This window comes from Stenotrophomonas sp. X (assembly GCF_055721025.1).
In genome coordinates this window covers 3508422-3532952 of record NZ_CM146756.1, presented here as the reverse complement: position 1 = coordinate 3532952, position 24531 = coordinate 3508422, and the positions used below count along the sequence as shown (strand labels likewise).

Genomic DNA, 24531 nt, shown 5'->3' with positions numbered 1-24531 from the left:
CTTTCCCGGGGGGCTCCCGTATCCTTGCCGCATGCGTAAAGACCCTGTCGAATGGATCCTGCGCGGCCTGTACTCGGTCGTGCTCTATATCCTGCTGCCGATCACCGTGTACCACCTGGTCTGGCGCGGTTTCCGGGTCCGTGAGTACTTCCGGCGCTGGGACGAACGCTACGCCTCCTATCCGCAGCCGACCGGCCAGCCACGGGTGTGGCTGCACGCGGTCTCGGTGGGCGAGGTCAATGCCGCCGCGCCGCTGGTCAATGCCCTGCGCCAGCAGCGCCCGGACATCCGCTGGGTCATCACCACCATCACTCCGACCGGCTCCGAGCGCGTGCGTGCGCTCTGGGGCGACGCGCTGGACCATGTCTACCTGCCGTACGACGTGCCGGGCAGCGTCAACCGCTTCCTCGGCCATTTCCAGCCCAGCCTGGCGCTGATCCTGGAAACCGAGTTGTGGCCGAACATGCTGTTCGGCTGCCGTGACCGTGGTGTTCCGGTCTACATCCTCAATGCCCGGTTGTCGGCGCGTTCGCTGCGCGGCTACCGGCTGCTGGCCGCGTTGATCCGCCGCGCCCTGCGCACCGTCACCTGCGTGGCCGCGCAGTCGCAGGACGATGCCGAGCGCTTCGTGCAGCTGGGGGCGGAGCCCGGCCAGGTGCAGGCACTGGGCAACCTGAAGTTCGACATCACCACGCCGGACGTGCAGGGCTTCGTCGAACAGTTCCATGCACGGGTGCCGGGCGCGCGCCCGGTATGGATCGCCGCCAGTACCCATGACGGCGAAGAGCAGGCGGTGATCGACCTGCACCGCCGCCTGCGCCAGCAGCATCCGGATCTGCTGCTGCTGTGGGCACCGCGCCATCCCGAACGTTTCCCCAAGGTGGAAGCGCTGGCGCGCGAACAGGGCTGGAGCGTGGCGACCCGCCGCGTGGACCAGTGGCCGCACGCCGCCACAGACGTGTTCGTCATCGATACCCTCGGCGAGCTGATGCCGTTCTACGCCTGCGCCCAGGTCGCCTTCGTCGGCGGCAGCCTGCAGGCCATCGGTGGCCACAACCTGCTGGAGCCCGCTGCGATGGGAACCGCAGCGGTGACCGGCCCGCACCTGCACAACTTCGCGGAAATCTCCCGGCGCATGCGCGAGGCCGGTGCGCTGCTGATCGGCGAAGACGCGCAGGCGGTGGGCGACCTGCTGCAGCATCTGCTTGAAGATGCGCAGGCCCGCGAGGACATGGCGCGTGCGGGCTGCACGTTGGTCAGCAATGGCCGTGGCGCGCTGCAGCGCACGCTTGCGCTGGTCGCACCGCACCTGCCACCGCCACGCGAGTGATCCCGGCGTTGCGGCGTCGGCGGCGCTGCGCTGCGTTGTCGTGATCAACTTCATCAATTCTGCTTAGCGACGATTTTTCTGTCGTTGCTGGACCGACCCTGCCGATGGCAGCGTGCCTGCCATCACATCGTGGCGCACGCAGCACCGATTCCGATTCCGCAGGACGACGCAGGCTGCCAGCCTGCTGTCGACCGCGCTTGGGCGGATATCAAGGGAACTTGCGATGGACGGCGACAGGGGCAGGGACGGCACCGGTGGGGCGCGCTTGGGGATGGACCACCTGGCTGTGGTGGCACTGACGCTGCTGGTGGGCGGCAGCGTGATCGCGCTGGTGGGCCAGCACACGGCGGCACAGGCTGGCCCCGCCATCGTACTGAGCCTGTTGCTGGCCGCACTGGGGGCTGGCCTGGTGCTGTGCTGCCTGCAGGATCTGGTGCTGCGACTGCCGGCGGCCGATGGCCTGTACGGGCTGCTGGCCGCCAGCTGGGGGCCACGGGTGGCCGTCGTTCTGGGCACGATCCTGTTGCTTGAGCTGACGGCGACCACGGCGGGCGCGGCACAGTCCATGGCCCGCCATGTACATGCCGTGCTGGCTACCGGAGGCCTCCATGCCAACGACTGGCTGCCCGTGCAGATAGCGGCGGCCGTGGGTCTGCTGATGTTGAGCGCGCTCGCGTTGCTGCCGCCGCGGGGCGTGGCCCTGGCGGCTTGTGCGCTGCTGACGGTGAAGATCGGTGTGGGGGTGTTGCTGCTGGCGCTAGCGGCACGTCACGTGCACTACGGGCATTGGATTCCCTGGCTGCCTCCGGCGACCGCGCCGTATCGCTTCGGGCTGGGGGGCGTGCTGGCGGCTGCGGTGCCGCTGCTGGGCATATTTGCCAGCGTGGGCCTGGCACTGGGCTTTCCTGCGCTGCGCCGCCAGGGTGCGATGTGGCAGCCGGCGGTGCTGGCGCTGGTCTCGTTGCTGGCGATGCTGCTGCTGATCGTGCTGGCAGCATTGCAGGCCGGGCTGGTCGAGTTTTCCGCGCTCGCCAGTACCCGGCCACTGGCCGTGGCGCTGCAGGTGCACCCCCAGCTGCAGTGGATGCTGCCATTGTTGCCCCTGGCCGGGGCAGCGGGCCTGGCCGCCCTGCAGTTGGTGCTGCTGATGCTGGCCGTCCGGTTGGCCACATCGTTGTGGCCCCGCGCAGCTGACGCGGCGGGACGATCCCGCACGGGCCTGAGCGCAATGGTGGTTGCGCTGCCGGCGGTGATGCTGGTGCTGGGGCTGCCGCAGGGCACCTTGCCGGCGCTGCCGGGTCCGGCAACGCTGGTGGTGATGGCGGCGCTGTGCCTGGCGGTGCTGCGGCGGCGTCGGGATGACACCCGGCAAGGCGCAGCCGGCTGCGGGCTGATGATGTCGATGCTGGCCCCTTTGGCAGCCGCGCTGTGCGTGCTTGCGGCGTTGGAACGCCTGCGCGCATGGCCGGGCTGACGGTTCGTGGGGCCACGCCGGGGGGCGCGCGTGTGGATGCAGCACCTGCAAAAAAGCCACCCTCGCGGGTGGCTTTTTCGTTGCAGGGGCGGCGACTCAGTGCGTGGTCGTGGCCGGGTTGCCCGCGTCCTGGGTCAGCAGCCGATTGACGTCCTGCAGTTCGGCCACGTCCAGCGCACCCAGCGACTGGCTCAGCAGCAGGCGGTTCTGCAGGAAGGTGTAGCGGGCCTGGGCATAGTCCAGCTGCGCCGAGAACAGGATGCGCTGGTTCTGGATCACATCCAGCACGGTACGGGTACCGACTTCCAGGCCCACCTGCGAGGCGTCGTACGCGCTCTGCGCCGAAACCACCGCCAGGCGGCGGGCTTCCACTTCGCTGATGCCCTGCACCAGGGTCTGGTAGGCATTGCGGGTATTGCGATCCAGGGCACGCTTCTGCTGCTCGTAGCCGTCCTGGGCGATGTCACGCTGCGCCAGCGCCTGGCGCACGCCGGACTGGGTGGCACCACCGGAGAAGATCGGCACGCTCAGGGTCAGGCCGATGCTGTTGGTGCGCGCATCCGGCGACAGCGAACCGGCACCGGTGCTGTCGCCCCAGGTGGCGCTCTTGCCCCAGCTGCCGCCCAGCGACAGGGTCGGGTAATGGCCACCACGGGCAGCCTGCACGCCGGCTTCAGCGGCACTGACCTTCAGCTCCTGCGCCTTCAGCGCCGGATTCTGGGTGGTGGCCTGCTGCACCAGCTCGTCGATGTTGCCGCGGTTGGCCGGCACTTCCGGGCGGAAGTCCGCCGGCAGGCCACGCAGGTTGGTCACCGGCTGGCCGGTCAGTTCGGTCAGGGCCTGGTAGTTATCGGCCAGGGTGTTCTGCGCAATGATGGTGTTGGCGCGCGCCTGGTCGTACTGGGCGCGTGCTTCGTGCACGTCGGTGATCGGCGCCAGGCCCACTTCCAGGCGCTTGTCGGCGAAGTCGAACTGCTTCTTCGCGGCCGCTTCATTGGTCTGTGCGGCGTTCAGCGATTCGATCGCCACCAGCACATTGAAGTAGGCCGCCGAGGTGCGCACGATCAGGTTGTCGTTGGCCGATTCGAGGGTGAAGTCCGCCGCCTTGCTCAGTTCACGCTGCGAGCGCAGGTTGTTGATCTGGGTCCAGTTGAACAGCGTCTGGCTGCCGTCGATCGTGTAGGTGCGGCGCTTGTTGGTGAACGAGCCGGAGTTGGCGTCGGCGTTCGGCTCGCTGCGCGTGCGGTTCAGCGCGGCCTGGCCGTTGATCTGCGGCAGCAGGGCGGCACGCGCCTGCACGGCGCCTTCCTTGTCGTACAGCCGGGTCGATTCGGCGGCCGACAGCTGCGGATCGCCGTTGCGGGCCATTTCGTAGACCTGCAGCAGGTCGGCGGCATGGGCGGACAACGGCAGCAGGGCAGTGGCCAGCGCAACAGCGAGGGATCGGCGGATCATTGCGGCTTCCTTGGACTCAGAGGTGGAACTGGGGGGCCGGGGCGGCACCACGCAGGTAATCGATATCGGTCTCGAACAGGGACTCGGAGCTGCCGTCGGCCTTGACCAGCAGGGCCTCCATCGCCGGCGAGCGGCCGTGGATCACGAACAGGCGGCCACCCGGACGCAGCCACGAGGCGAACTGTGACGGCACCACGTCGACCGCACCAGTGACACAGATCACGTCAAAGCGGCGTTCGGTCTGCCAGGACAGGGCATCGGCCACTTCCACGCGGACGTTGCTGCCCAGGCCGGAGGCGTCCAGGCGGGCACGCGCAGCGGCGGCCAGCTCCGGGTCGATTTCCAGGCTCAGCACATCGCGCGCCAGCGCGCCGATGCAGGCCGACAGGAAGCCGCTGCCCGTGCCGATTTCCAGTACTTCGTCACCCGGCTGCAGGTCCAGTGCCTGCAGGGTACGGCCCTCGATGACCGGCTTCATCATCTTCTGGCCGTGGCCGATCGGCAGTTCGACATCGGCGTAGGCCAGTGCCCGGTGCGCGTCGGCGACAAAGGCCTCGCGCGGCAGGCGGGCCAGGACGTCGAGCACCTTGATGTCCAGCACGTCCCAGGGACGGATCTGCTGTTCCACCATCAGTTCGCGGGCGTGGGCGTAATCAATCGTCATGAGGTTCAAATCCAGCGCAGTGGGCCGGCCATTTTACCGGTGCCGGAGGCCGGCGGCGCGCCCAGAGCATCAGCTGCCGGGGGCCGGGGTCGCAGTGCCGGAAGTCATCGCGACCTCCGGTTCGTTCAGTTTTGGTTATTCAGCCGTTCCGGCCCCTCGCGGCGCGTAGGCGCGCAGGAAGAAGTCGATGCTGGCGGTCACGTGGGCAACAGGGTCGCATTCCACGGGCGACAGTGGCATGCCGCACATCATATGCATGTGCACTTCGCCCTTGACCAGGGTCAGGAACTGCTCGCCGGCCAGAGCACAGTCGGTGATCTCCAGTTCGCCGCGTTCGGCGCGGGCGCGCAGGAAATCGGCCAGCGCCTCGCAGGTACGCTCGGGGCCGGCTTTCCAGAACAGCGCGCGCAGGCGTTCGTCGGTCTCCGGCGCCATCATCATGCGCTGGATCGAGATCGCCGCGTCGGAGGTGATCAGCTCGAAGAAGGCCAGGCCGATACCGATCAGCTGGTCGCGCAGCGGGCCGTCCGCGTCGGCTACGAACAACGCGTCGGGCAGCATTTCAACGCACTTTGACTGCACCGCCTCGGAGAACAGCGTCTCCTTGTCGCCAAAGTGGCTGTACACAGTCAGCTTCGAGACGCCGGCCTGAGCGGCGATGGTGTCCATGCTCACGCCGGTATACCCCTGTTCGATGAACAGTGCCTTGGCTGCTTCAAGGATCGCCGCGCGCTTGCCGAGGTCCTTGGGGCGCCCGGGTCCGGCGGCCTTGGCAGCGGGCTTGGCCGACGGCTTGCGGGAAGTGGGAGAACTCATCGCAACAATACTAGACCAAGCGGTTCGATATTTATACTATACCGGCCGGTTTATTAAATTGGGCCGGCAGTCGCGGCTCCCTCCTTAGTTGCAACCCTGCGTTTCAGGACGTTGACCGATGAAGATCGTGCGCTGGATGGGCGGTATGGTGTGGATGGCTGCGCTGGCAGCCTGTTCGGGGCAGGAACAGGCGCCACCGGCGGCCGTACCGGTGCTGGTGGTTCACCCCGGCGAGCAGGCCGGGCAGGCGCCGGCGGCGTTCCCGGGCACGGTGCGTGCCCGGCAGGAAAGCCCGCTGTCGTTCCGCGTTGGCGGCAATCTGGTCAAGCGCCACGTCGATGCCGGGCAGCGGGTCAAGAAGGGCGACGTGCTGGCCGAGCTGGATGTGGCCGACTTCGCGCTGCAGGCCCGTGCCTCGCAGGCGCAGCTGGCGGCAGCCGAAGCCGATCTGGTGCGTGCCCGCGATGACCTCAAGCGTTACCAGGTGCTGGCCGACCAGCAGCTGGTCAGCCGCTCGCAGCTGGACCAGCAGTCCGCCGCGTTCAAGGCTGCGCAGGGCCAGGCCAACGCCGCCCGCGCCAACCTCGATGTGTTGCGCAACCAGGCCGGCTACGCACAGCTGCGCGCGCCGGCCGACGGTGTGATCGCCAGCCGCGAGGCCGAGGCCGGGCAGGTAGTGTCCGCCGGGCAGACCATCTTCAACCTGGCCGCCGACGGTGGCCGCGAAGTGCTGATCGACCTGCCCGAGGCCACCATCCGCGACTATGCGGTGGGACAGCCGGTCGAGGTGGAGTTGTGGAACCGCCCCGGCCAGCGCCTGCCGGGCACGATCCGGGAGATCGCCGCCGCTGCCGATCCGCAGGCACGTACCTATGCGACCCGGGTCAGTCTGCCCGCCGATGCGCTGGCCGACGTCGAACTGGGCCAGAGTGCCCGCGTCTACAGCAGCGCCGGTCGCCACGGCACCCTGCAGCTGCCGCTGGGCGCGCTGCAGCGCGGTGCCAATGGTGCCGCCAGCGTATGGGTGGTCGATCCGGGCAACAGCACGCTGAGGGCCGCAACGGTTACCACCGGTGCGTTTGGCAGCGAGACGGTACCGGTGCTGTCCGGCGTGAACGCGGGTGACTGGGTGGTTGCTGCGGGTGGCCACCTGCTGCGGGCCGGTCAACCGGTGATCGCCGTGGACCGGCAGAACCGTCCCGTGCTGAAGCCGGCTACGCCGGCCGCTGCCGCCAAGGCCAGGGAGTAAGCCGGTGCGCCGCTTCAATCTTTCCGAGTGGGCGTTGTCCAACCGCCCGCTGGTGCTGTTTGCGATGCTGGCCTTCGCGCTGATCGGCGCATGGTCGTACAAGCATCTGGGCCAGTCCGAGGACCCGCCGTTCACCTTCAAGGCGATGGTGGTGCGCACGTTGTGGCCCGGGGCCACTGCCGAGCAGGTCTCGCGGCAGGTGACCGAGCCGCTCGAGAAGGCGCTGATGAATACCGGCGAGTACGAGTTCATCCGCTCGTACTCGCGCCCGGGCGAATCGCAGATCATCTTCATGGCGCGCGACAGCCTGCGCTCCAGGCAGATCCCGGACCTGTGGTACCAGGTGCGCAAGCGCGTGGGCGACATCCGCCCGACGCTGCCACGCGAGATCGTCGGTCCGTTCTTCAACGATGAGTTCGGCGACACCTACGGCAACATCTATGCGTTGACCGGCAAGGGCTTCGACTATGCGGTGATGCGCGACTACGCCGACCGCATCCAGCTGGAACTGCAGCGGGTGCCCGACGTCGGCAAGATCGACCTGGTCGGCCTGCAGGACGAGAAGGTGTGGATCGAACTGTCCAACACCCGGCTGGCCACGCTGGGCGTGTCGATGCAGCAGGTGCAGCAGGCGCTGGCCGACCAGAATGCAGTGACCGGCACCAGCTTCTTCGAGACCGCCACCGATCGCGTGCAGCTGCGGGTGACCGGCCAGTTCAACGACATCGAAGCGATCCGCCAGTTCCCGATCCGCGCCGGTGACCGCACCGTGCACCTGGGCGACATCGCCGAGGTCAAGCGCGGCTTCGCCGATCCGGCGTCGCCGAAGATGCGCTTCATGGGCGAAGAGGCGATTGGGCTGGCGGTGGCGATGAAGGATGGCGGTGACATCCTCAAGCTCGGCGCCAACCTCGATGCCGAGTTCGAACGCCTGCAGAAGACCCTGCCGGCCGGTATGCAGCTGCGCAAAGTGTCCGACCAGCCGCAGTCGGTGGAAGAGTCGGTCGGCGAGTTCGTGCAGGTACTGACCGAGGCGGTGGTGATCGTGCTGCTGGTCAGCTTCTTCTCGCTGGGCCTGCGCACCGGCCTGGTGGTGGGCGTGACCATCCCGCTGGTGCTGGCGATGACGTTCTTCGTCATGCACTACTTCGACATCGGCCTGCACAAGATCTCGCTGGGTGCATTGGTGCTGGCGCTGGGCCTGCTGGTGGACGATGCGATCATCGCGGTGGAGATGATGGCCACCAAGATGGAGCAGGGCTATGACCGCCTGCGCGCCGCCAGTTTCGCCTGGGAGTCGACCGCGTTCCCGATGCTGACCGGCACCCTGATCACCGCGGCCGGCTTCCTGCCCATTGCCACTGCGGCATCGAGTACCGGTGAATACACCCGCTCGCTGTTCCAGGTGGTGACCATCGCGCTGGTGGTGTCGTGGATCGCAGCGGTGCTGTTCATCCCTTACCTGGGCGACAAGATGCTGCCGGACCTGTTCAATCCGCAGCCGCCGAAGCCGGGCAGCCTGTCCGCGCGCTGGCACGCCAAGCGCCAGCAGTGGGCCGACCGCTATCCGGCGCTGGCCAACCTGATCGCGCCGCCGCAGCACGGGCACGACCACGATCCGTACCAGCGCCCGTTCTATCGTAGTTTCCGTCGCTTCCTCGATACCTGCCTGCGGCATCGCTGGTGGGTGATCGCGGCGACCATCGGCCTGTTCGTGTTCTCGCTGATGATGTTCCGCTTCGTGCCGCAGCAGTTCTTCCCGGACTCGACCCGGCCCGAACTGATGGTGGACATCGAGCTGGCCGAGGGCGCCTCGCTGCGCTCGACCCAGGCCCAGGCCGAGAAGCTGGAGAAGCTGCTGTCCAGCCGCGAGGGCATTGCCAACTACGTGTCCTATGTGGGCACCGGTTCGCCGCGCTTCTACCTGCCGCTGGACCAGCAGCTGCCGGCGACCAATTTCGCCCAGTTCGTGGTGCTGGCCAAGGACATCAGGTCACGCGAAAGCACCCGCGACTGGCTGCTGCACGAGGTGATCCCGAAGTTCCCGGACGTGCAGATGCGCGTGACCCGCCTGGAGAACGGTCCGCCGGTCGGCTATCCGGTGCAGATGCGCATCTCCGGCGAGCACATCGAGAAGGTGCAGGCGATCGCGCGCCAGGTCGAGGCCAAGGTGCGGGAGAACCCGCACGTGATGAACGTCAACCTGGACTGGAGCGAGCCGAGCAAGGTGGTGCGCCTGGTGGTCGACCAGGAGCGCGCCCGCGCGCTGGGCGTGAGCAGCGCCCAGGTCAGCCAGTTCCTGTCCAGTTCGTTGGCCGGGCAATCGGTCAGCGTGTATCGCGAGGGCAATCGCCAGATCGAGATGCTGCTGCGCGGGCCGGCCGATGAGCGCAACCAGCTGGAGCTGCTGTCCAGCCTGTCGATGCCCACCGCCAACGGTGGCAGCATCACGCTGTCGCAGGTGGCGACGATGGAGTACGGCTTCGAGGACGGCATCATCTGGCACCGTAACCGGTTGCCGACGGTGACTGTGCGCGCTGACATCAGTGATGGCATGCAGGCGCTGGACGTGGTGCATCAGATCCTGCCCACACTGGACGGCATCCGTGCCGAGCTGCCCAGTGGTTACCTGCTGGAAACCGGCGGTACCGTGGAGGATTCGGCGCGTGGCCAGAACTCGATCAAGGCCGGCATGCCGCTGTTCCTGGTGGTGGTGGCCACGCTGCTGATGCTGCAGCTGCGCAGCTTCTCGCGTGCAGCGATGGTGCTGGTGACCGCGCCGCTGGGCATCATCGGCGCGACCCTGTTCCTGCTGCTGTTCCGGGCGCCGTTCGGCTTCGTGGCGCTGCTGGGCACGATCGCACTGGCCGGCATGATCATGCGCAACTCGGTGATCCTGATCGACCAGATCCAGCAGGACATCGATGCCGGGCATGACCGTTGGCATTCGATCATCGACGCCACGGTGCGCCGCTTCCGCCCGATCGTGCTGACCGCACTGGCAGCCGTGTTGGCGATGATTCCGCTGTCGCGCAGCGCGTTCTACGGATCGATGGCGATCTCGATCATGGGCGGCCTGATCGTCGGTACGGTGCTGACCCTGGTGTTCCTGCCGGCGTTGTACGCGGCGTGGTTCCGGGTGAAGCCCGATGAATCCGGGGCGTGATGCCCCGGCGTCCACGGCCAGCGCCTCTGGCAGGTGCCAACCTTGGTTGGCACTGCTCGCGGTACCTGCTTTCTGTAGAGCGGAGCCACGCTCGGCTGCTCTTCGCGCGTTGATGGGATGAGTCGAGCATGGCTCGACTCTACACAAGCATCACGCAGGGCATGGATCTACCGCAGCTGCAGACCGATCCGTAGCACCGGCAGCAGCCATTCGATGAACACCTGCACGCGCAGCGCACGGTGCTGCCGATGCGGCTGCAGCAGGGTGACCGGCAATGGCTGTGCGACGTGCTGTGGCATCACTTCCACCAGCGCGCCGGATTGCAGCTCGGCCTGTACGTCGTAGCGCGGAATCTGCAAAAGACCCAACCCCGCCACACAGCACGCGATCGATGCCTCGGCGCTGTTCACACGCACCCAGCCAGGCATCGGCAGCGTGCGCAGTTGGCCGCCGTCCTGCCACTCCCACGGTTCCACCCGTGCCGTGGTCGGCGACGCGTAGTTCACCGCGCGATGCTGCGGCAGGTCGGCAGGATGCTGCGGCACGCCGTGTTCGCGCAGGTAGGCCGGCGCCGCAACGTTGGCAAAATCCAGTTGGCCCAGCGTGCGCGCCACCAGGCTGGAATCGCCCAGTTGGCCGACCCGCAGCACCGCATCGCAACCGTCTTCGATCAGGTTCACCGCGCGGTCGGTCATGCCCAGGTCCACTTCCACCTGCGGATACTGCGCGAAGAACCCGGGCAGCGCCGGTGCGATGATGCGGCGGCCGATGCGGCTGGGTACGTCGATCTTCAGCAGGCCCGACGGCTGGGCGTCGACCTGGAGGAACAGCGATTCGGCGTCTTCGACCTCGGCGATCAGGCGCAGGCAGCGGGCATGGAACACGTCGCCGTCGTGGGTGGTGGACACCCGGCGGGTCGAGCGCTGCAGCAGGCGGGTGCCGAGCCGCTGCTCCAGCTCCGCAATGGCTGCCGAGACCGTGGAGCGGGGCAGGCCGAGCTGGTCGGCGGCGCGGGTGAAGCTCGCGCACTCCACGACCCGGGTGAAGATGCGGAAGCGATCGATCCGGTCCATTGTTCGCTGGCTCTGGAAAGTTAAGTCAAAGTGGCGGGCTTTATCCGCATTTTCTGCACGATATCGTCGTCAGGGCAGGGTTGCCACCCCGGGCAGCCCCCTCCCGAGACCGAAGCCATGACCGAGCATTCCCTCAAGGGCAAGACCGTGCTGATCGCCGGTGGCGCCAAGAACCTGGGCGGCCTGATCGCCCGCGACTTCGCCGCACAGGGCGCCAAAGCCATCGTCATCCACTACAACAGTGCCGCTACCCAGGCCGATGCAGAAGCGACGGTAGCCGCGGTGCAGGCCGCCGGCAGCAAGGCGGTGGCCCTGCAGGGCGACCTGACGTCGGCGGCAGCGATGGAGCGCTTGTTCGCCGATGCCGTGGCCGCAGTCGGCCGTCCTGACATCGCCATCAACACGGTGGGAAAGGTACTCAAGAAGCCGCTGCTGGACATCAGCGAGGCGGAGTACGACGAGATGAGCGCGGTCAATGCCAAGGCCGCGTTCTTCTTCCTGAAGGAGGCAGGTCGCCACGTCAATGACGGTGGCCGCATCTGCACCCTGGTCACCTCGCTGCTGGGTGCGTTCACGCCGTTCTATTCCAGCTACGCCGGCACCAAGGCGCCGGTCGAGCATTTCACCCGTGCGGCGTCGAAGGAATTTGGTGAGCGCGGCATTTCGGTGACCGCGATCGGTCCCGGTCCGATGGACACGCCGTTCTTCTATCCGGCCGAGAGCGCCGATGCGCAGGCGTATCACAAGACTGCGGCGGCATTGTCGGCGTTCACCCGCACCGGGCTGACCGACATCGCCGATATCGTGCCGTGGATCCGCTTCCTGGTGACGGATGGCTGGTGGATGACCGGGCAGACGATTCTGGTCAATGGTGGGTACACCACCAAGTAACGCAGCCACGCACGGCGTGGGTCTACCAGTAGAGCCACCCCATGGGTGGCTGCGCACGATATCCGACGGGAAGCGCGCCACGCATGGCGTGGCGCTACCGGATCAGCCCAGCTTCGCCAGCACCGCGTCGGTCGCTGCCGCGGTGCTCACCGCCTTGCCCTTCGCAGCCAGATCAGCAGTGAACACGTCGTCATCCAGCACCGCATGCACGGCGGCTTCCACCGCGGCCGCTTCGGCTTCCAGCCCCAGCGAATGGCGCAGCAGCATCGCGGCGCTGAAGATTGTCGCGTACGGATTGGCGATGCCCTTGCCGGCGATGTCCGGGGCCGAACCGTGGATGGGCTCGTAAATGCCCACCGCACCCGGCTCGCCCAGCGAAGCCGACGGCAGCAGGCCCAGCGAACCGGCCAGCATCGAGGCCTCATCGGTGAGGATGTCGCCGAACATGTTCTCGGTGACGATCACGTCGTACTCGCGTGGCTTGGCCAGCAGGTGCATGGCCATCGAATCGACCAACTGGTGCTCCAGCGCCACGTCCGGGAACTCCTCGCGGCCGATGCGTGCGGCCACGTCGCGCCACAGGCGCGAGGTTTCCAGCACATTGGCCTTGTCCACCGAAGTGACCTTGCCGCGACGCTGCCGGGCCAGGCGGAAGGCACTGCGCAGCACGCGTTCGATCTCGGCCACAGTGTAGCGGCACAGGTCGCTGGCGCTGTCGGCGTCGCGGGTCTTGTCGCCGAAGTAGATGCCGCCGGTCAGTTCACGCACCACCACGAAGTCCACGCCCTGCAGCAGCTCGGCCTTGATCGGTGATGCGTGCAGCGCGGCTTCGTGGGTACGTACCGGGCGCAGATTCGCGTACAGGCCCAGCGCCTTGCGGATCGCCAGCAGGCCCTGCTCGGGGCGCACCTTGGCGTTCGGGTCGGACCACTTCGGGCCACCGACCGCGCCCAGCAGTACCGCATTGGCGGCCTGGCAGGCGGCGAGGGTCGACGCCGGCAGCGGTTCACCGTGGCGGTCGATGGCGATGCCACCGATGTCGTGCTCGCTGAAAGTGAAGGTGTGGTTGAAGCGTCCGGCGACCGCCTTCAGGACGGCAACTGCCGCGGCGGCCACTTCCGGGCCGATGCCATCACCGGGCAGGACAACAATCTCAGCGTGCATGCTCACTCTCGTAACGTTCGATTTCAGGGACACGGCCCAACAGATACCCCAACTGGTCGACGCCTTCCAGCAGGCAGGTCTGCGAGAAGCCATCCAGCGGGAAGGAATAGACGCGGCCAGCGGGGGTGCGCAGTTCGCGCGCAGCCACGTCGATGGTCAGCGCATCGTCCGGGCGCTGCATCAGCGCCTGCACGTCGGCCTCGTCCAGCACGATCGGCAGCAGGCCGTTCTTCAGCGCGTTGCCGCGGAAGATGTCCGCGATCTCGCTGCTGACGATGGCACGCAGGCCCAGGTCGGTCAGCGCCCACGGTGCATGCTCGCGCGAAGAACCGCAGCCGAAGTTGCGGCCCGCCAGCAGGATGCTGCGGCCGGCGTTGTGCGGCTGGTTGAAGGCGAAGTCGGCCACCGGCGAACCATCAGCTTGCCAGCGCCAGTCGTTGAACGCGTTGCGACCCAGCCCGGCACGCTCGGTGGTGGACAGGAACCGCGCCGGGATGATCTGGTCGGTGTCGATGTTGGTCTGGCGCAGCACCACGCTGGCCGAGGTCAGGGTACGGAAACCGGCCATCACGCCACCTCCTGTGCGAACAGTTCGCGGGTGTCGGCCACATGCCCGTTCACCGCGGCCCACGCGGCGCTCATCGGCGAGGCCAGCAGCGTGCGCGAACCGGGCCCCTGCCGGCCTTCAAAATTGCGGTTGCTGGTGCTCACGGCCAGCTGGCCGGGGGCGACCAGATCGCCGTTCATCGCGATGCACATCGAGCAGCCCGGCTCGCGCCATTCGGCACCGGCCGCGCGCACGATCTCGTGGATGCCCTCGGCTTCGGCCTCGCGCTTGACGATCTCCGAGCCCGGCACCACCAGCATGCGCACCCGGTCGGCGACGCGACGACCGCGCAGCACCTGCGCCACTTCGCGCATATCACTCAGGCGGCCGTTGGTGCACGAACCAACGAACACTACGTCCACCGGTGTGCCCGCCAGCGCCTTGCCGGCCTGGAAGTGCATGTAGTCCAGGCCCTTCTGCGCGGCGGCATCGTTGGCGGCGGGAATCGGCGCATCCACGGCGATCGCGGTACCCGGATGCGTACCCCAGGTCAGGGTCGGGCGGATGTCGGCGGCGTCGATGTGCACTTCGCTGTCGAAGCGCGCGCCGTCATCGCTGCGCAGCTGTTGCCAGCGCGCCACGGCAGCGTCGAAGTCGGCGCCCTTGGGGCCGCGCGGCGTAGCGGCGACGAAGTCGAAGGTGACCTGGTCGGGCGCGACCATGCCGGCGCGTGCACCTGCTTCGATCGACATGTTGCACAGGGTCATGCGCTGTTCCATGTCCATCGCTTCGATGGTGCTGCCACGGAACTCGATCACATGGCCGGTGCCGCCGTTGACGCCGATCACGCCGATGATGTGCAGGACCACATCCTTGGCGCCGACGCCGGGTGCCAGGGCACCGTCAACGGTGATCGCGAAGGTCTTGGCCTTGCGCTGCAGCAGGCACTGCGTGGCCAGCACGTGGCCGACTTCGCTGGTGCCGATGCCGAAGGCCAGCGAGCCGAATGCACCGTGGGTGGAGGTGTGGCTGTCGCCGCAGACGATGGTCATGCCCGGCTGGGTGAAGCCCTGTTCCGGCGCAATGACATGGACGATGCCGCGGTTGTCCGAGGCCATGTCGAACAGTTCGATGCCGTGCTCGGCGCAATTTCGCGCCAGGGTGGCGACCTGTGCCTCGGAAGCGGCGCTGGCGTAGGGCAACGTGCCGTCCGCGGCGGCCGGCAGGGTCGGCGTGGAATGGTCCATCGTCGCCTTGGTGCGGTCCGGCCGGCGCGGCGACAGGCCGCGCTCGCGCAGTTCGGTGAATGCCTGCGGTGAGGTCACCTCGTGGATCAGGTGCAGGTCGATGTACAGCACGGCGGGCGCGCTGTCGGATTCGGGAACCACCACGTGGGCGTCCCACAGTTTGTCGTACAGGGTGCGGGGTGCGGAAGTCATGCGTATGCCTGGCAGAAGTACGAAATAGCGAACATCAGTAAAGAAAGCGGAACGGTCAAGTCAGCGCCGGCGGGCGAGCACACGCAGGCGCACGTAGTCGGCCAGCGGCTGGCCGGCGGCATTGCGTGGCAGGTCGGCCAGCAACGCGGTGGCAGCCTCGCGCACGGTGGCGCGGGCCTCGGCGGGCAGGTCATCCAGCAGCGGCGCGGCGAATACCCGCAGCCAGCCGGCCACGCCGGTCGGCAGTGGGGTCGGGCGCGGCGTGCATTCGATCAGCTGCACCTGGAAGCCATGCTGGCGCAGGCGGTCGGCATAGGCATCGGCGCTCGGGAAGTACCACTGGAAGGTGCTGGCGCCATGGCCGTGGGCCACGCGTGCGGCCTGTACCGCGGCGACGATCGTGGCGACGTTGCCATGGCCGCCGAACTCGGCGACGAAGCGGCCACCGGGACGCAGCGCGCGACGCACGCCTTCCAGCACGCGGTCCGGGTTGCCCATCCAATGCAATGCGGCATTGCTGAAGACCGCATCGAACTCGCTATCGAACGACAACGCGTGGCCGTCCATCACCTGCGCGTCGACGCCACGTGCACGGGCGGCGATCACCAGTTCCGGCGACGCGTCCACGCCGTGGATGCGCGCGCCGCTCAGGGCCAGTTCGGTGCTGAGCACGCCGTCGCCACAGCCCAGGTCGAGGATGCGCTCACCGGCGCGCGGATCGAGCAGGCGCGCGACCGCGCCACCGAGCGACGGTACGAAACCGGCATCGATCGCATAGTCCTGGGCGTTCCACTGCTGGCCAGCGGCTGCGGTAGGAGTGTCGAAGGCGCTCATCTCGGGTTCCTCAGGCGGTTGCGGGGGTGGGAACGTCGGTGCTGCTTTGGGCGGCGGCGTGGCGCTGGCGCAGCAGGCGGTTGGCCACGTCCAGCCAGGCCAGCGCGGAGGCTTCGATGATGTCCTTGCTAGTGCCGGTGCCGTCGTACTCCACGCCGTCGTGGCGCACGCTCAGGTTGGCCTCGCCGCGCGCATCGGCGCCGATGCCCACGCTGTGCACGTGGTAGCTGTCCAGCATCAGCTGTACGCCAGTGGCGGCCGACAGCGCGCCGAACAGCGCATCGACCGGGCCGTCGCCCTGCGCGGTCTCGGCCACGCGGTTGCCGTCCGGGTCGGACAGTTCCACCAGCGCGTTGGCACGGCTGCCGACATCGCTGATGGTCATCGACGCCAGGCGGTAGCCCTGCGCGTTGGAGCCGCCCTGCATCAACGTCTGCAGGTCGGCATCGGTGACCACGCGCTGCTGTTCGCACAGGCCCTTGAACTGCTCGAACATCAGCTTCAGTTCGTCTTCGTCCAGCCAGAAGCCCAGCGCGCGCAGCCTCGCTTCGACGGCGGCGCGGCCACTGTGGCGGCCCAGCACCATCTGCGAATCCTCCCAGCCCACGTCTTCCGGGCGCATGATTTCGTAGGTGCCGCGATGACGCAGCATGCCGTGCTGGTGGATGCCCGATTCGTGGGCGAAGGCATTGGCGCCGACGATCGCCTTGTTGCGCTGCACCGGCATGCCGACCAGGCGCTGCAGCAGCTGCGAGGTGCCGACGATGCGCGGGGTGTTGATCGAACTGTCCTGCTCGTAGAAGGCCTGGCGGACTTTCAGCACCATCGCGATCTCTTCCAGTGAACAGTTGCCGGCGCGCTCGCCGATGCCGTTGACGGTGCACTCGACCTGGCGTGCACCGCCCTCGATGGCGGCCAGCGAGTTGGCCACGGCCAGGCCCAGGTCATTGTGGCAGTGCGCACTGAAGATCACGTTGGCGGCATTCGGCACATCGGCGACGCCGGCGATGACCTGCTGGAACATCGCGCGGATTTCTTCCGGCGTGGTGAAGCCGACGGTGTCGGGCAGGTTGATGGTGGTGGCGCCGGCGGCAATGGCTACGCGCGAGACTTCGATCAGGTAGTCCAGCTCGGTGCGGGTGGCATCCTCGGCCGAGAATTCGACATCGTCGATGTACGAGCGTGCCAGCGATACATGCTTGCGTACCGATTCCAGCACCTGCTCGCGGGTCATCCGCAGCTTGTGTTCGCGGTGCAGCGGGCTGGTGGACAGGAACACGTGCAGGCGCGGGTTGGCCGCAGCTTCCAGGGCACGCGCCGAGGTTTCGATATCGGCCTGCAGGCAGCGCGACAGCACCGCCAGGCTCAGGCTCGGGCGGCGCAGCTCACGGCCGATCAGGGCCATCGCCTCGCGGTCGGACTGCGAGCTGGCCGGGAAGCCGGTCTCGATGATGTCCACGCCCAGTTCGTCCAGCGCACGCGCCATCACCAGCTTCTGCGGCGGGCTCATGCTGCAGCCGGGGGACTGCTCGCCGTCACGCAGGGTGGTGTCGAAGATGCGGATGCGCGGGGTGGTAATTCGTTCGATGGTGGTCACAGGGAAATCTCCTCGACAGCGGGTGCGGCGGCTTGCAGGGGGGAAGGGGAAGAGGTGGGGGACGCGAGGGCGCTGGCCTTGCCGGGCGAGCGTGGGGTTTCACTACGCCGTCGCCGTGGTTTGCGTGGCGGGCGCGGCCGGATGTCGGTGAGCAGGCCGGCCAGGACACCCGCATCGATATTCCCGCCGGACACCACCGCGCACTTGCGGCGGCTAGCGACACGGCGGCCTGCTGCCAGCGCCAGCGCACCGGCGCCCTCGGCGATGATGTGTTCTTCCAGTGCCAGCCGGACCAGGGTTTCACGCAGTTCGGCTTCGCGCACGATCACCACGTCGTCCAGCAGCGAGGTGCACAGGCGTCGGGTCAGGAATCCAGGGATCTTCACCCGCACGCCGTCGGCCAGCGAGGCGACGGGGGCGATCTCGCGCACGTCGCCGCGGATGGCGCGCGCCATTGAGTCAACGCCTTCCACCTGGGCGCCGATCACGCGCACGCCCTGTGATTTCAGCGCCAGTGCAACGCCGGAGGCCAGTCCGCCACCACCAATCGGCACGATCACCACGTCCGGTGCGTGCGCGGCCAGCTCGATGCCGACCGTACCCTGGCCGGCAATCACATCGGCGTCGTCGAACGCGGACAGGAAGCGGTAGCCATGGCGCTGTGCCAGTTCGACGGCGAAGGCGTAGGCCTCGTCATAGCTGGTGCCATGCTGGCGCACGGTGGCGCCCCAGTGAGCGACGCCGGCGATCTTGGTGGCCGGTGCGCCATGCGGCATCACGGTGATGGCCGGGACGTCCAGGCGGTAGGCCGCCCACGCCACGCCCTGGGCATGGTTGCCGGCCGAGGCGCAGATCACCGGCCGGGTATCGCCGCGCTCGCGGCCGGCCAGCAGCGCGTTCAACGCGCCGCGCACCTTGTAGGACCCGGTGCGCTGCAGGTTCTCCAGCTTCAGCCAGGTGCCGAAGCGCTCGGCATGGTGCAGCGGGGTAGGCGGCAGGAAGCGGCGCAGCCGGGCCTGCGCCGCCAGTACGTCGGCGACGCTTACGTCGCCGACATCGCTTTCCTGGCTGGCATCAGCGGCCGGCATGGGCCACCAGCGGGGGGCAGGCGACCGCCGCATGCGGGCACGGGCGGCGAAGAAGACGCCTCCGTACCGGCACCGTGGTCACTACGGTACGGGTGTTCATACGGATGCTCCTTCCACGGCGGTGACCTGCACGGACACGCAGTCGTAGATCTTCTCGATCTGCCGGCACAGCGTTTCCGCCGGGCGCTGGCCATCCACCACCAACTGCAGGTGCCAGCGGCCATCGTCGGCGGCCACCGGCGCACCGCTGATCGCACGCGGCGCGAAGCCACGGCGCTCGGCCATGCCGATCACGCGCAACAGCGCGCCTTCGGCCGGGTGCAGCACCAGGTCAAGCCGGTAGTGCATTGGGGATCTCCTGGCGGGCATGGGCGGGGTTGCTTTCCAGCATCGTGCTGTTGGCGGTGTTCGGTGGCACCAGCGGCCATACGTTGGCGCGTGCATCGATGGCCACGTGCAGCAGTGCCGGGCCGGGTTCGGCCAGCAGCGCGGCCAGGCCACCCTCGACGTCATCCCGCGCGTCGATGCGGGTGGCGGCAATGCCGAACACCTGCGCCAGCGCCACGAAGTCCGGGTTGTCGGACAGGTCGATCTCGCTGTAGCGCTCGGCGAAGAACAGCTCCTGCCACTGCCGCACCATGCCCAGCGAACTGTTGTCCAGCAGCACGATCTTCACCGGCAGGCGGCAGCGGGCAATGGTGGCCAGCTCCTGCACGTTCATCATGAAGCTGCCGTCGCCGGACACCAGCACCACGGTGCGATCGGGGCAGGCGAACTGCGCACCCATCGCGGCCGGCAGGCCGAAGCCCATGGTGCCCAGCGCGCCACTGGTCAGGTGGTTGCGCGGGTGGTTGAAGCGGCAGTGCTGGGCCACCCACATCTGGTGCTGGCCAACGTCGCAGGCGATCACCGCATCGGCCGGGGCCAGCTCGCTCAGGCGCTTCAGCAGCGCCGGGGCGTAGATGTGCTGACCCGGTGCGTCGTAGCGCGCGGCGAAACGATCGCGGTGCTGTGCACAGCGCTTGCGCCACGCCTCCTGGTGGGCCTTGGGGGAGGGGAAGGCCGCACGCAGGGCGCGGATGGCATGACCGACATTGCCGGGCACGGCGACATCGGCGCTGCGCAGCTTGGAAATCTCATATGCGTCCGCATCGATGTGAACGACGCGGGCGAACGGTGCAAACTCCGCCAGCTTGCCGGTGGCACGGTCGTCGAAGCGTGCGCCCAGCACCAGCAGCAGGTCGCTTTCCTGCACCGCCATGTTGGCCGCGCGGGTGCCGTGCATGCCCAGCATGCCCAGCGACTGCGGATGGCTGGCCGGCAGTGCGCCGAGGCCGCGCAGGGTCATCACGGTGGGGATGGCACTGGCCTCGACGAAGTCGCGCAGGTCCTGCACGGCGTCGCCCAGGGCGATGCCGCCACCGGCGTAGACCACCGGCTTCTCGGCCGCCGCCAGCGCGGCGATGGCCTCGGCAATGGCGGCCTCGGCTGGCGCCGGCGGTGGTTCGACGCTGCTGGGCGCATGCGCCGGCAGATGGCTGGCGTCGGCCAGCTGCACATCCTTGGGCAGGTCGATCAGCACCGGGCCGGGGCGACCTTCGCGGGCGATCCGGAACGCATCGGCCACCACGCGCGGCAGGTCATCGACGCTGCGCACCAGCCAGCTGTGCTTGACGATCGGCATCGTCAGGCCGAACACATCCAGTTCCTGGAAGGCGTCGGTGCCCAGCAGCGGGGTGCCGACCTGGCCGGTGATGCAGACCATCGGTACCGAGTCCAGCATCGCATCGGCGATGCCGGTGACCAGGTTCGACGCGCCCGGGCCGGAGGTGGCCACGCAGACGCCCACCTGGTTGCTGGCGCGGGCGAAACCGTTGGCGGCCAGCGCCGCGCCCTGCTCATGGCGTACCAGGATGTGCTTCAGCGACGAATCCACCAGCGCGTCGTAGAACGGCATGATGGTGCCGCCGGGATAGCCGAACAGCGTGCGGACGCCTTCGGCCTCCAGCGCCTGGGTCAGCCAGCGCGCGCCGTTGGGCGGCGCGCTGCGGTGTGTGGAAGAGTTCATGGGGGAACCTTGCAAAGCGGGTGGGGGAGGGCCGCGCGGTTACGCGGCCTGTCCTTGCAACCAGACCATCTTGGCGCGCAGTTCCTTGCCCACCTTTTCGATCGGGTGCTCCAGGTCGGCCTGCTTGAACCTGTTGTAGTTCGGCAGGCCCGCTTCGTACTCGGCCACCCAGTTCTTGGTGAAGGTGCCGTCCTGGATGTCCTTCAGCACTTCCTTCATGCGTGCCTTGGTGCTGGCGTCGATCACGCGCGGGCCGCTGACGTAGTCGCCGTACTGCGCGGTCTCGGAGATGAATTCCAGCATGCGCGAGATGCCGCCTTCGTAGAACAGGTCGACGATCAGCTTCAGCTCGTGCAGTACCTCGTAGTAGGCGATCTCCGGCTGGTAGCCGGCTTCCACCAGAGTCTCGAAACCGGCCTGCACCAGCGCCGACGCACCACCACACAGCACCGCCTGCTCGCCGAACAGATCGGTCTCGGTCTCTTCCTTGAAGGTGGTCTGGATCAGGTTGGCGCGGGCACCGCCGAGGCCAGCCGCATAGGCCTGGGCATGCTGCGCGGCCTTGCCGCTGACGTCCTGGTAGACCGCCCAGATGCACGGCACGCCACGGCCGATCTCGTACTCACGGCGCACCAGCGCACCCGGACCCTTCGGCGCGACCAGCACGACGTCCAGATCGGCGCGCGGCTCGATCATGCCGTAGTGCACGTTCAGGCCGTGGGCGAACAGCAGGCACGCCCCCTGCTTCATGTTCGGCGCCAGCACATCGTTGTAGAGCTTCTTCTGCACCATGTCCGGGGTCAGCACGGCGACCAGGTCGGCGTCCTTCACCGCATCGGCGGGCGCCACCACGGTGAATCCATCGGCCTGGGCCTTGGCTTCGGTCGGGCCGCCCGGACGCAGGCCTACCACCACGTCGAAGCCGGATTCGCGCAGGTTCAGTGCGTGGGCGCGGCCCTGGCTGCCGTAGCCGATGACGGCGATCTTGGTCTGGGGCAGGTCGTTGGTGCTCATGGGGGAGGTTCCTTGCGGTGGGAAGAAAAAAGAACGGCCGGTCGTCGAGGTGACGTGCCGGCCGGTCAGGGGAAAGCGGTGGAGGGGGCGCCGCGCATCGCGCAGGCACAGCCACAGCCACCACGACGCGTGGTGCTGCAGGTCCGGGTTGTGCGATGAGCGTTGGTCATGGTGGTTGCGTCTGAAACCAGGTCCTGAAATGAAAAAACCCGCACCGGGGCGGGTGCGGGTTTTTGAAGAGTTCCGGTGTGTCTGTTGCTTACACGCTGGCTCGTCCCGCACCTGTCGGTTGGGTAATAAGTACGAGCACAAGAATCGAACGCAGCGAGGCGGCGCCGATGGCGGCGGCTTCGATGTGGGTTCGCGGTGGCGTGTTGTGATGCAGCATGTAATCGAGAGAAACACAGCCATTTCGGCGGTGTCAACCCTCGCGACAGATTTTCTTATCGGTTTCCGCGGCATCCAGCGGAATGGCTTGTGGCGCAAGGATGGTTGCCGTTGAAATTGTTTCGGTGAACCGGAATTCACTCTTTTCAGAGCGGTTTTTGCGCGGAATCCGGCGGCTTTCTGGCTTCCTCCGCATCTAACCCAGGATCAACGTCCATGACCTCTGCCCGATACCGTAGGAAGGTCGCAGCGGCGAAGATCAGGGGATCAGCCTTCCACCGGAACCCGACCGTGTCCCGACGCCTTGCCCGCTCCCTGCTCGCCGCCGCCGTGCTGGCTGCCGTGCCTGCACTGTCCATCGCCGCCGACCGCATCACCGGCCACAGCTTCGCCACCCGTTCGGAGGTGATCGCCCCGCATGCGATGGCGGCTACCTCGCAGCCGCTGGCCACCCAGATCGCGCTGGACGTGATGAAGGGCGGAGGCTCGGCAGTCGACGCGGCGATCGCGGCCAATGCCGCGCTCGGCCTGATGGAGCCGACCGGCAACGGCATCGGTGGCGACCTGTTCGCCATCGTCTGGGACCCAAAGACGCAGAAGCTCTACGGCTACAACGGCTCGGGCCGCTCGCCGAAGTCGCTCACCCTGGCCGAGTTCCAGCGTCGTGGCCTGAAGGACATCCCGGCCACCGGCCCGTTGCCGGTGTCGGTGCCCGGAGCGGTCGACGGCTGGTTCGCCCTGCACGACCGTTTCGGTCGCAAGCCGATGGCCGACAACCTGGCGCCGGCCATCCGTTACGCCCGCGAAGGGCACCCGGTGGCCGAGGTGATCGCCTACTACTGGGACCGTTCGGTGCCCAAGCTGTCGCAGTACCCGGGCTTCAAGGAGCAGTTCACGATCAACGGCCACGCCCCGCGCAAGGGCGAGATGTGGAAGAACCCGAACCTGGCCAGCACCCTGCAGAAGATCGCCGACGGCGGGCGCGACGCCTTCTACAAGGGAGACATCGCCCGCACCATCGGTGACTACTTCAAGGCCAACGGTGGCTACCTGAGCTACCAGGACATGGCCGACCACCACGGTGAATGGGTCGAGCCGGTCAGCAGCAACTACCGTGGCTACGACGTCTGGGAGCTGCCACCCAACAGCCAGGGCATCGCTGCGCTTCAGATCCTCAACGTGCTGGAAGGCTACGATTTCTCGAAGATCCCGTTCGGCTCACCCGAGCACGTGCACCTGTTCGTCGAAGCGAAGAAGCTGGCCTTCGCCGACCGTGCGCGCTTCTACGCCGACATGGCATTCCAGCCGGCGCCGGTGCAGAAGCTGATCTCCAAGGAGTACGCCGCGCAGCGCCGCGCGCTGATCTCGATGGACAAGGCCTTGAAGGAAGTGCAGCCGGGCACACCGAAGCAGCTGGAGGAAGGCGACACGATCTACATGACCGTGGCCGACGCCGACGGCATGATGGTCTCGTTGATCCAGTCCAATTACCGCGGCATGGGCAGCGGCATGGCGCCGCCGGGATTGGGCTTCATCCTGCAGGACCGCGGCGAGATGTTCGTGCTGCAGAAGAACCATCCCAACGGATACGCACCGGGCAAGCGCCCCTTCCAGACGATCATTCCGGGGTTCATCACCAAGGGTGGCAAGCCGTATGCCAGCTTCGGCGTGATGGGCGGCGCGATGCAGCCGCAGGGCCATGCGCAGATCGTGATGAACCTGGTGGACTTCGGCATGAACCTGCAGGAAGCCGGTGATGCGCCGCGCATCCAGCACGAAGGCTCGACTGAACCGACGAGTCAGGCCACGGCGATGACCGACGGTGGTGAAGTGAATCTGGAAACCGGCTTCCCGTATGAAACAGTGCGTGCGCTGATGCGCAAAGGGCATCGCATCGTGTTCGCCGACGGCCCGTATGGCGGCTATCAGGCGATCATGCGCGACCCGGAGACGGGCGTGTATTACGGCGCGTCGGAGAGTCGCAAGGATGGGCAGGCGGCGGGGTATTGAGGTTTCCCGGCCACCGGGCTGAGCCCCCTCTGCGGTGGGTTCCGGAAAGCGGGATCATGTGATTGGGCCGGGCGGGTGGGCTGGACGGGGGACGCCGCAAGTACGTCCTTGTAGGCTTGGCCGCGGCATCCATGCCGCGGACAACCCCGCCCAGCCCACCCGCCCGACCCCTGACAGTTTCCTGCGGCCGCCACCGCAGGAAGAGAAAGAAGAAGATCAAAAGCAAAGGCAACAGCAACAGCCGCGCGCTGTGGGTTGTGGGCGG

Annotated in this window: 19 protein-coding genes; 6 read left to right on the top strand and 13 right to left on the bottom strand. The window is 67.6% G+C overall.

Going from position 1 to position 24531, the window contains the following annotated elements; translation table 11 throughout:
- Nucleotides 1-31 precede the first annotated feature (31 nt).
- Both waaA and ACZ75I_RS16260 read left to right on the top strand, forming a co-directional pair.
- Nucleotides 32-1330, top strand: a complete 1299-nt coding sequence (gene waaA / locus ACZ75I_RS16265) for a lipid IV(A) 3-deoxy-D-manno-octulosonic acid transferase (protein WP_065178339.1) — start codon at nt 32-34, stop codon at nt 1328-1330.
- A 223-nt stretch (nt 1331-1553) separates the two neighbouring features.
- Complete coding sequence (locus ACZ75I_RS16260; protein WP_180867609.1) at nt 1554-2804, top strand: amino acid transporter; 1251 nt, start codon at nt 1554-1556, stop codon at nt 2802-2804.
- 96 nt (nt 2805-2900) lie between these two features.
- Here ACZ75I_RS16260 and ACZ75I_RS16255 read toward each other — a convergent pair whose 3' ends face one another.
- From ACZ75I_RS16255 to ACZ75I_RS16245, 3 genes are all read right to left on the bottom strand, one after another.
- Nucleotides 2901-4259: a TolC family outer membrane protein gene (locus ACZ75I_RS16255; protein WP_005419128.1), complete on the bottom strand. Its 1359-nt coding sequence runs from the start codon at nt 4257-4259 to the stop codon at nt 2901-2903.
- A 16-nt stretch (nt 4260-4275) separates the two neighbouring features.
- The gene (locus ACZ75I_RS16250; protein WP_049416694.1) at nt 4276-4923 is read right to left on the bottom strand and encodes a protein-L-isoaspartate O-methyltransferase family protein; all 648 of its coding nucleotides are present in this window, start codon (nt 4921-4923) and stop codon (nt 4276-4278) included.
- Nucleotides 4924-5058: 135 nt separating this feature from the next.
- Nucleotides 5059-5739 carry a TetR/AcrR family transcriptional regulator gene (locus tag ACZ75I_RS16245; protein ID WP_072167595.1) on the bottom strand — a complete coding sequence of 227 codons (681 nt, stop codon included), beginning with the start codon at nt 5737-5739 and terminating at the stop codon, nt 5059-5061.
- A 118-nt stretch (nt 5740-5857) separates the two neighbouring features.
- Between ACZ75I_RS16245 and ACZ75I_RS16240 the strand changes: the two genes are divergently transcribed.
- Together ACZ75I_RS16240 and ACZ75I_RS16235 are read left to right on the top strand one after the other, a co-directional pair.
- Nucleotides 5858-6988 (top strand): efflux RND transporter periplasmic adaptor subunit, encoded by a 1131-nt coding sequence (locus ACZ75I_RS16240; RefSeq protein WP_472958304.1) that lies wholly within the window; start codon nt 5858-5860, stop codon nt 6986-6988.
- Nucleotides 6989-6992: 4 nt separating this feature from the next.
- Complete coding sequence (locus ACZ75I_RS16235) at nt 6993-10154, top strand: efflux RND transporter permease subunit (protein ID WP_061479563.1); 3162 nt, start codon at nt 6993-6995, stop codon at nt 10152-10154.
- Nucleotides 10155-10321: 167 nt separating this feature from the next.
- Here ACZ75I_RS16235 and ACZ75I_RS16230 read toward each other — a convergent pair whose 3' ends face one another.
- Entirely contained in the window at nt 10322-11227 is a 906-nt protein-coding gene (locus tag ACZ75I_RS16230; protein ID WP_180867602.1) for a LysR family transcriptional regulator, read from the bottom strand.
- Nucleotides 11228-11344: 117 nt separating this feature from the next.
- On the opposite strand from ACZ75I_RS16230, the gene ACZ75I_RS16225 reads away from it, so the two are divergent.
- Nucleotides 11345-12118 carry an SDR family oxidoreductase gene (locus tag ACZ75I_RS16225; protein ID WP_138952542.1) on the top strand — a complete coding sequence of 258 codons (774 nt, stop codon included), beginning with the start codon at nt 11345-11347 and terminating at the stop codon, nt 12116-12118.
- A 102-nt stretch (nt 12119-12220) separates the two neighbouring features.
- Here the strand turns inward: ACZ75I_RS16225 and leuB are convergent, their stop codons facing one another.
- From leuB to ilvC, 9 genes are all read right to left on the bottom strand, one after another.
- Nucleotides 12221-13282, bottom strand: coding sequence for a 3-isopropylmalate dehydrogenase (gene leuB, locus ACZ75I_RS16220; RefSeq protein ID WP_180867600.1), 1062 nt, complete (start codon nt 13280-13282; stop codon nt 12221-12223).
- Entirely contained in the window at nt 13272-13850 is a 579-nt protein-coding gene (gene leuD, locus ACZ75I_RS16215; protein ID WP_111201712.1) for a 3-isopropylmalate dehydratase small subunit, read from the bottom strand. The genes leuB and leuD overlap by 11 nt, the downstream gene beginning before the upstream one ends.
- Nucleotides 13850-15268, bottom strand: a complete 1419-nt coding sequence (gene leuC, locus ACZ75I_RS16210; protein WP_061479558.1) for a 3-isopropylmalate dehydratase large subunit — start codon at nt 15266-15268, stop codon at nt 13850-13852. The genes leuD and leuC overlap by 1 nt, the downstream gene beginning before the upstream one ends.
- A gap of 60 nt (nt 15269-15328) precedes the next feature.
- Nucleotides 15329-16102: a class I SAM-dependent methyltransferase gene (locus ACZ75I_RS16205; RefSeq protein WP_180867598.1), complete on the bottom strand. Its 774-nt coding sequence runs from the start codon at nt 16100-16102 to the stop codon at nt 15329-15331.
- 10 nt (nt 16103-16112) lie between these two features.
- Nucleotides 16113-17699 carry a 2-isopropylmalate synthase gene (locus ACZ75I_RS16200; protein ID WP_472958300.1) on the bottom strand — a complete coding sequence of 529 codons (1587 nt, stop codon included), beginning with the start codon at nt 17697-17699 and terminating at the stop codon, nt 16113-16115.
- Nucleotides 17696-18787: a threonine dehydratase gene (locus ACZ75I_RS16195; RefSeq protein WP_472958298.1), complete on the bottom strand. Its 1092-nt coding sequence runs from the start codon at nt 18785-18787 to the stop codon at nt 17696-17698. The genes ACZ75I_RS16200 and ACZ75I_RS16195 overlap by 4 nt, the downstream gene beginning before the upstream one ends.
- A 96-nt stretch (nt 18788-18883) precedes the next feature.
- On the bottom strand, nt 18884-19135 hold the full coding sequence (locus ACZ75I_RS16190) for an ACT domain-containing protein (protein ID WP_005419108.1): 252 nt from the start codon (nt 19133-19135) through the stop codon (nt 18884-18886).
- The gene (gene ilvG, locus ACZ75I_RS16185; protein WP_180867596.1) at nt 19119-20855 is read right to left on the bottom strand and encodes an acetolactate synthase 2 catalytic subunit; all 1737 of its coding nucleotides are present in this window, start codon (nt 20853-20855) and stop codon (nt 19119-19121) included. Before ilvG ends, ACZ75I_RS16190 begins: the two co-directional genes overlap by 17 nt.
- Before the next feature lie 39 nt (nt 20856-20894).
- A complete protein-coding gene (ilvC, locus tag ACZ75I_RS16180; RefSeq protein ID WP_061479554.1) occupies nt 20895-21869 on the bottom strand; it encodes a ketol-acid reductoisomerase in 975 nt (324 codons plus the stop codon).
- Between the two features lie 678 nt (nt 21870-22547).
- Here ilvC and ggt point away from each other — a divergent pair.
- Nucleotides 22548-24266: a gamma-glutamyltransferase gene (gene ggt / locus ACZ75I_RS16175; protein ID WP_472958296.1), complete on the top strand. Its 1719-nt coding sequence runs from the start codon at nt 22548-22550 to the stop codon at nt 24264-24266.
- The last annotated feature ends 265 nt before the right edge of the window (nt 24267-24531 follow it).

Bases quoted from the DNA above. Each gene is read 5' to 3' on its own strand.
- waaA (WP_065178339.1), top strand. From the start codon at position 32: ATGCGTAAAGACCCTGTCGAATGGATCCTGCGCGGCCTGTACTCGGTC.
- ACZ75I_RS16260 (WP_180867609.1), top strand. From the start codon at position 1,554: ATGGACGGCGACAGGGGCAGGGACGGCACCGGTGGGGCGCGCTTGGGG.
- ACZ75I_RS16255 (WP_005419128.1), bottom strand. From the start codon at position 4,259: ATGATCCGCCGATCCCTCGCTGTTGCGCTGGCCACTGCCCTGCTGCCG.
- ACZ75I_RS16250 (WP_049416694.1), bottom strand. From the start codon at position 4,923: ATGACGATTGATTACGCCCACGCCCGCGAACTGATGGTGGAACAGCAG.
- ACZ75I_RS16245 (WP_072167595.1), bottom strand. From the start codon at position 5,739: ATGAGTTCTCCCACTTCCCGCAAGCCGTCGGCCAAGCCCGCTGCCAAG.
- ACZ75I_RS16240 (WP_472958304.1), top strand. From the start codon at position 5,858: ATGAAGATCGTGCGCTGGATGGGCGGTATGGTGTGGATGGCTGCGCTG.
- ACZ75I_RS16230 (WP_180867602.1), bottom strand. From the start codon at position 11,227: ATGGACCGGATCGATCGCTTCCGCATCTTCACCCGGGTCGTGGAGTGC.
- ACZ75I_RS16225 (WP_138952542.1), top strand. From the start codon at position 11,345: ATGACCGAGCATTCCCTCAAGGGCAAGACCGTGCTGATCGCCGGTGGC.
- leuB (WP_180867600.1), bottom strand. From the start codon at position 13,282: ATGCACGCTGAGATTGTTGTCCTGCCCGGTGATGGCATCGGCCCGGAA.
- leuD (WP_111201712.1), bottom strand. From the start codon at position 13,850: ATGGCCGGTTTCCGTACCCTGACCTCGGCCAGCGTGGTGCTGCGCCAG.
- leuC (WP_061479558.1), bottom strand. From the start codon at position 15,268: ATGACTTCCGCACCCCGCACCCTGTACGACAAACTGTGGGACGCCCAC.
- ACZ75I_RS16205 (WP_180867598.1), bottom strand. From the start codon at position 16,102: ATGAGCGCCTTCGACACTCCTACCGCAGCCGCTGGCCAGCAGTGGAAC.
- ACZ75I_RS16195 (WP_472958298.1), bottom strand. From the start codon at position 18,787: ATGCCGGCCGCTGATGCCAGCCAGGAAAGCGATGTCGGCGACGTAAGC.
- ACZ75I_RS16190 (WP_005419108.1), bottom strand. From the start codon at position 19,135: ATGCACTACCGGCTTGACCTGGTGCTGCACCCGGCCGAAGGCGCGCTG.
- ilvG (WP_180867596.1), bottom strand. From the start codon at position 20,855: ATGAACTCTTCCACACACCGCAGCGCGCCGCCCAACGGCGCGCGCTGG.
- ilvC (WP_061479554.1), bottom strand. From the start codon at position 21,869: ATGAGCACCAACGACCTGCCCCAGACCAAGATCGCCGTCATCGGCTAC.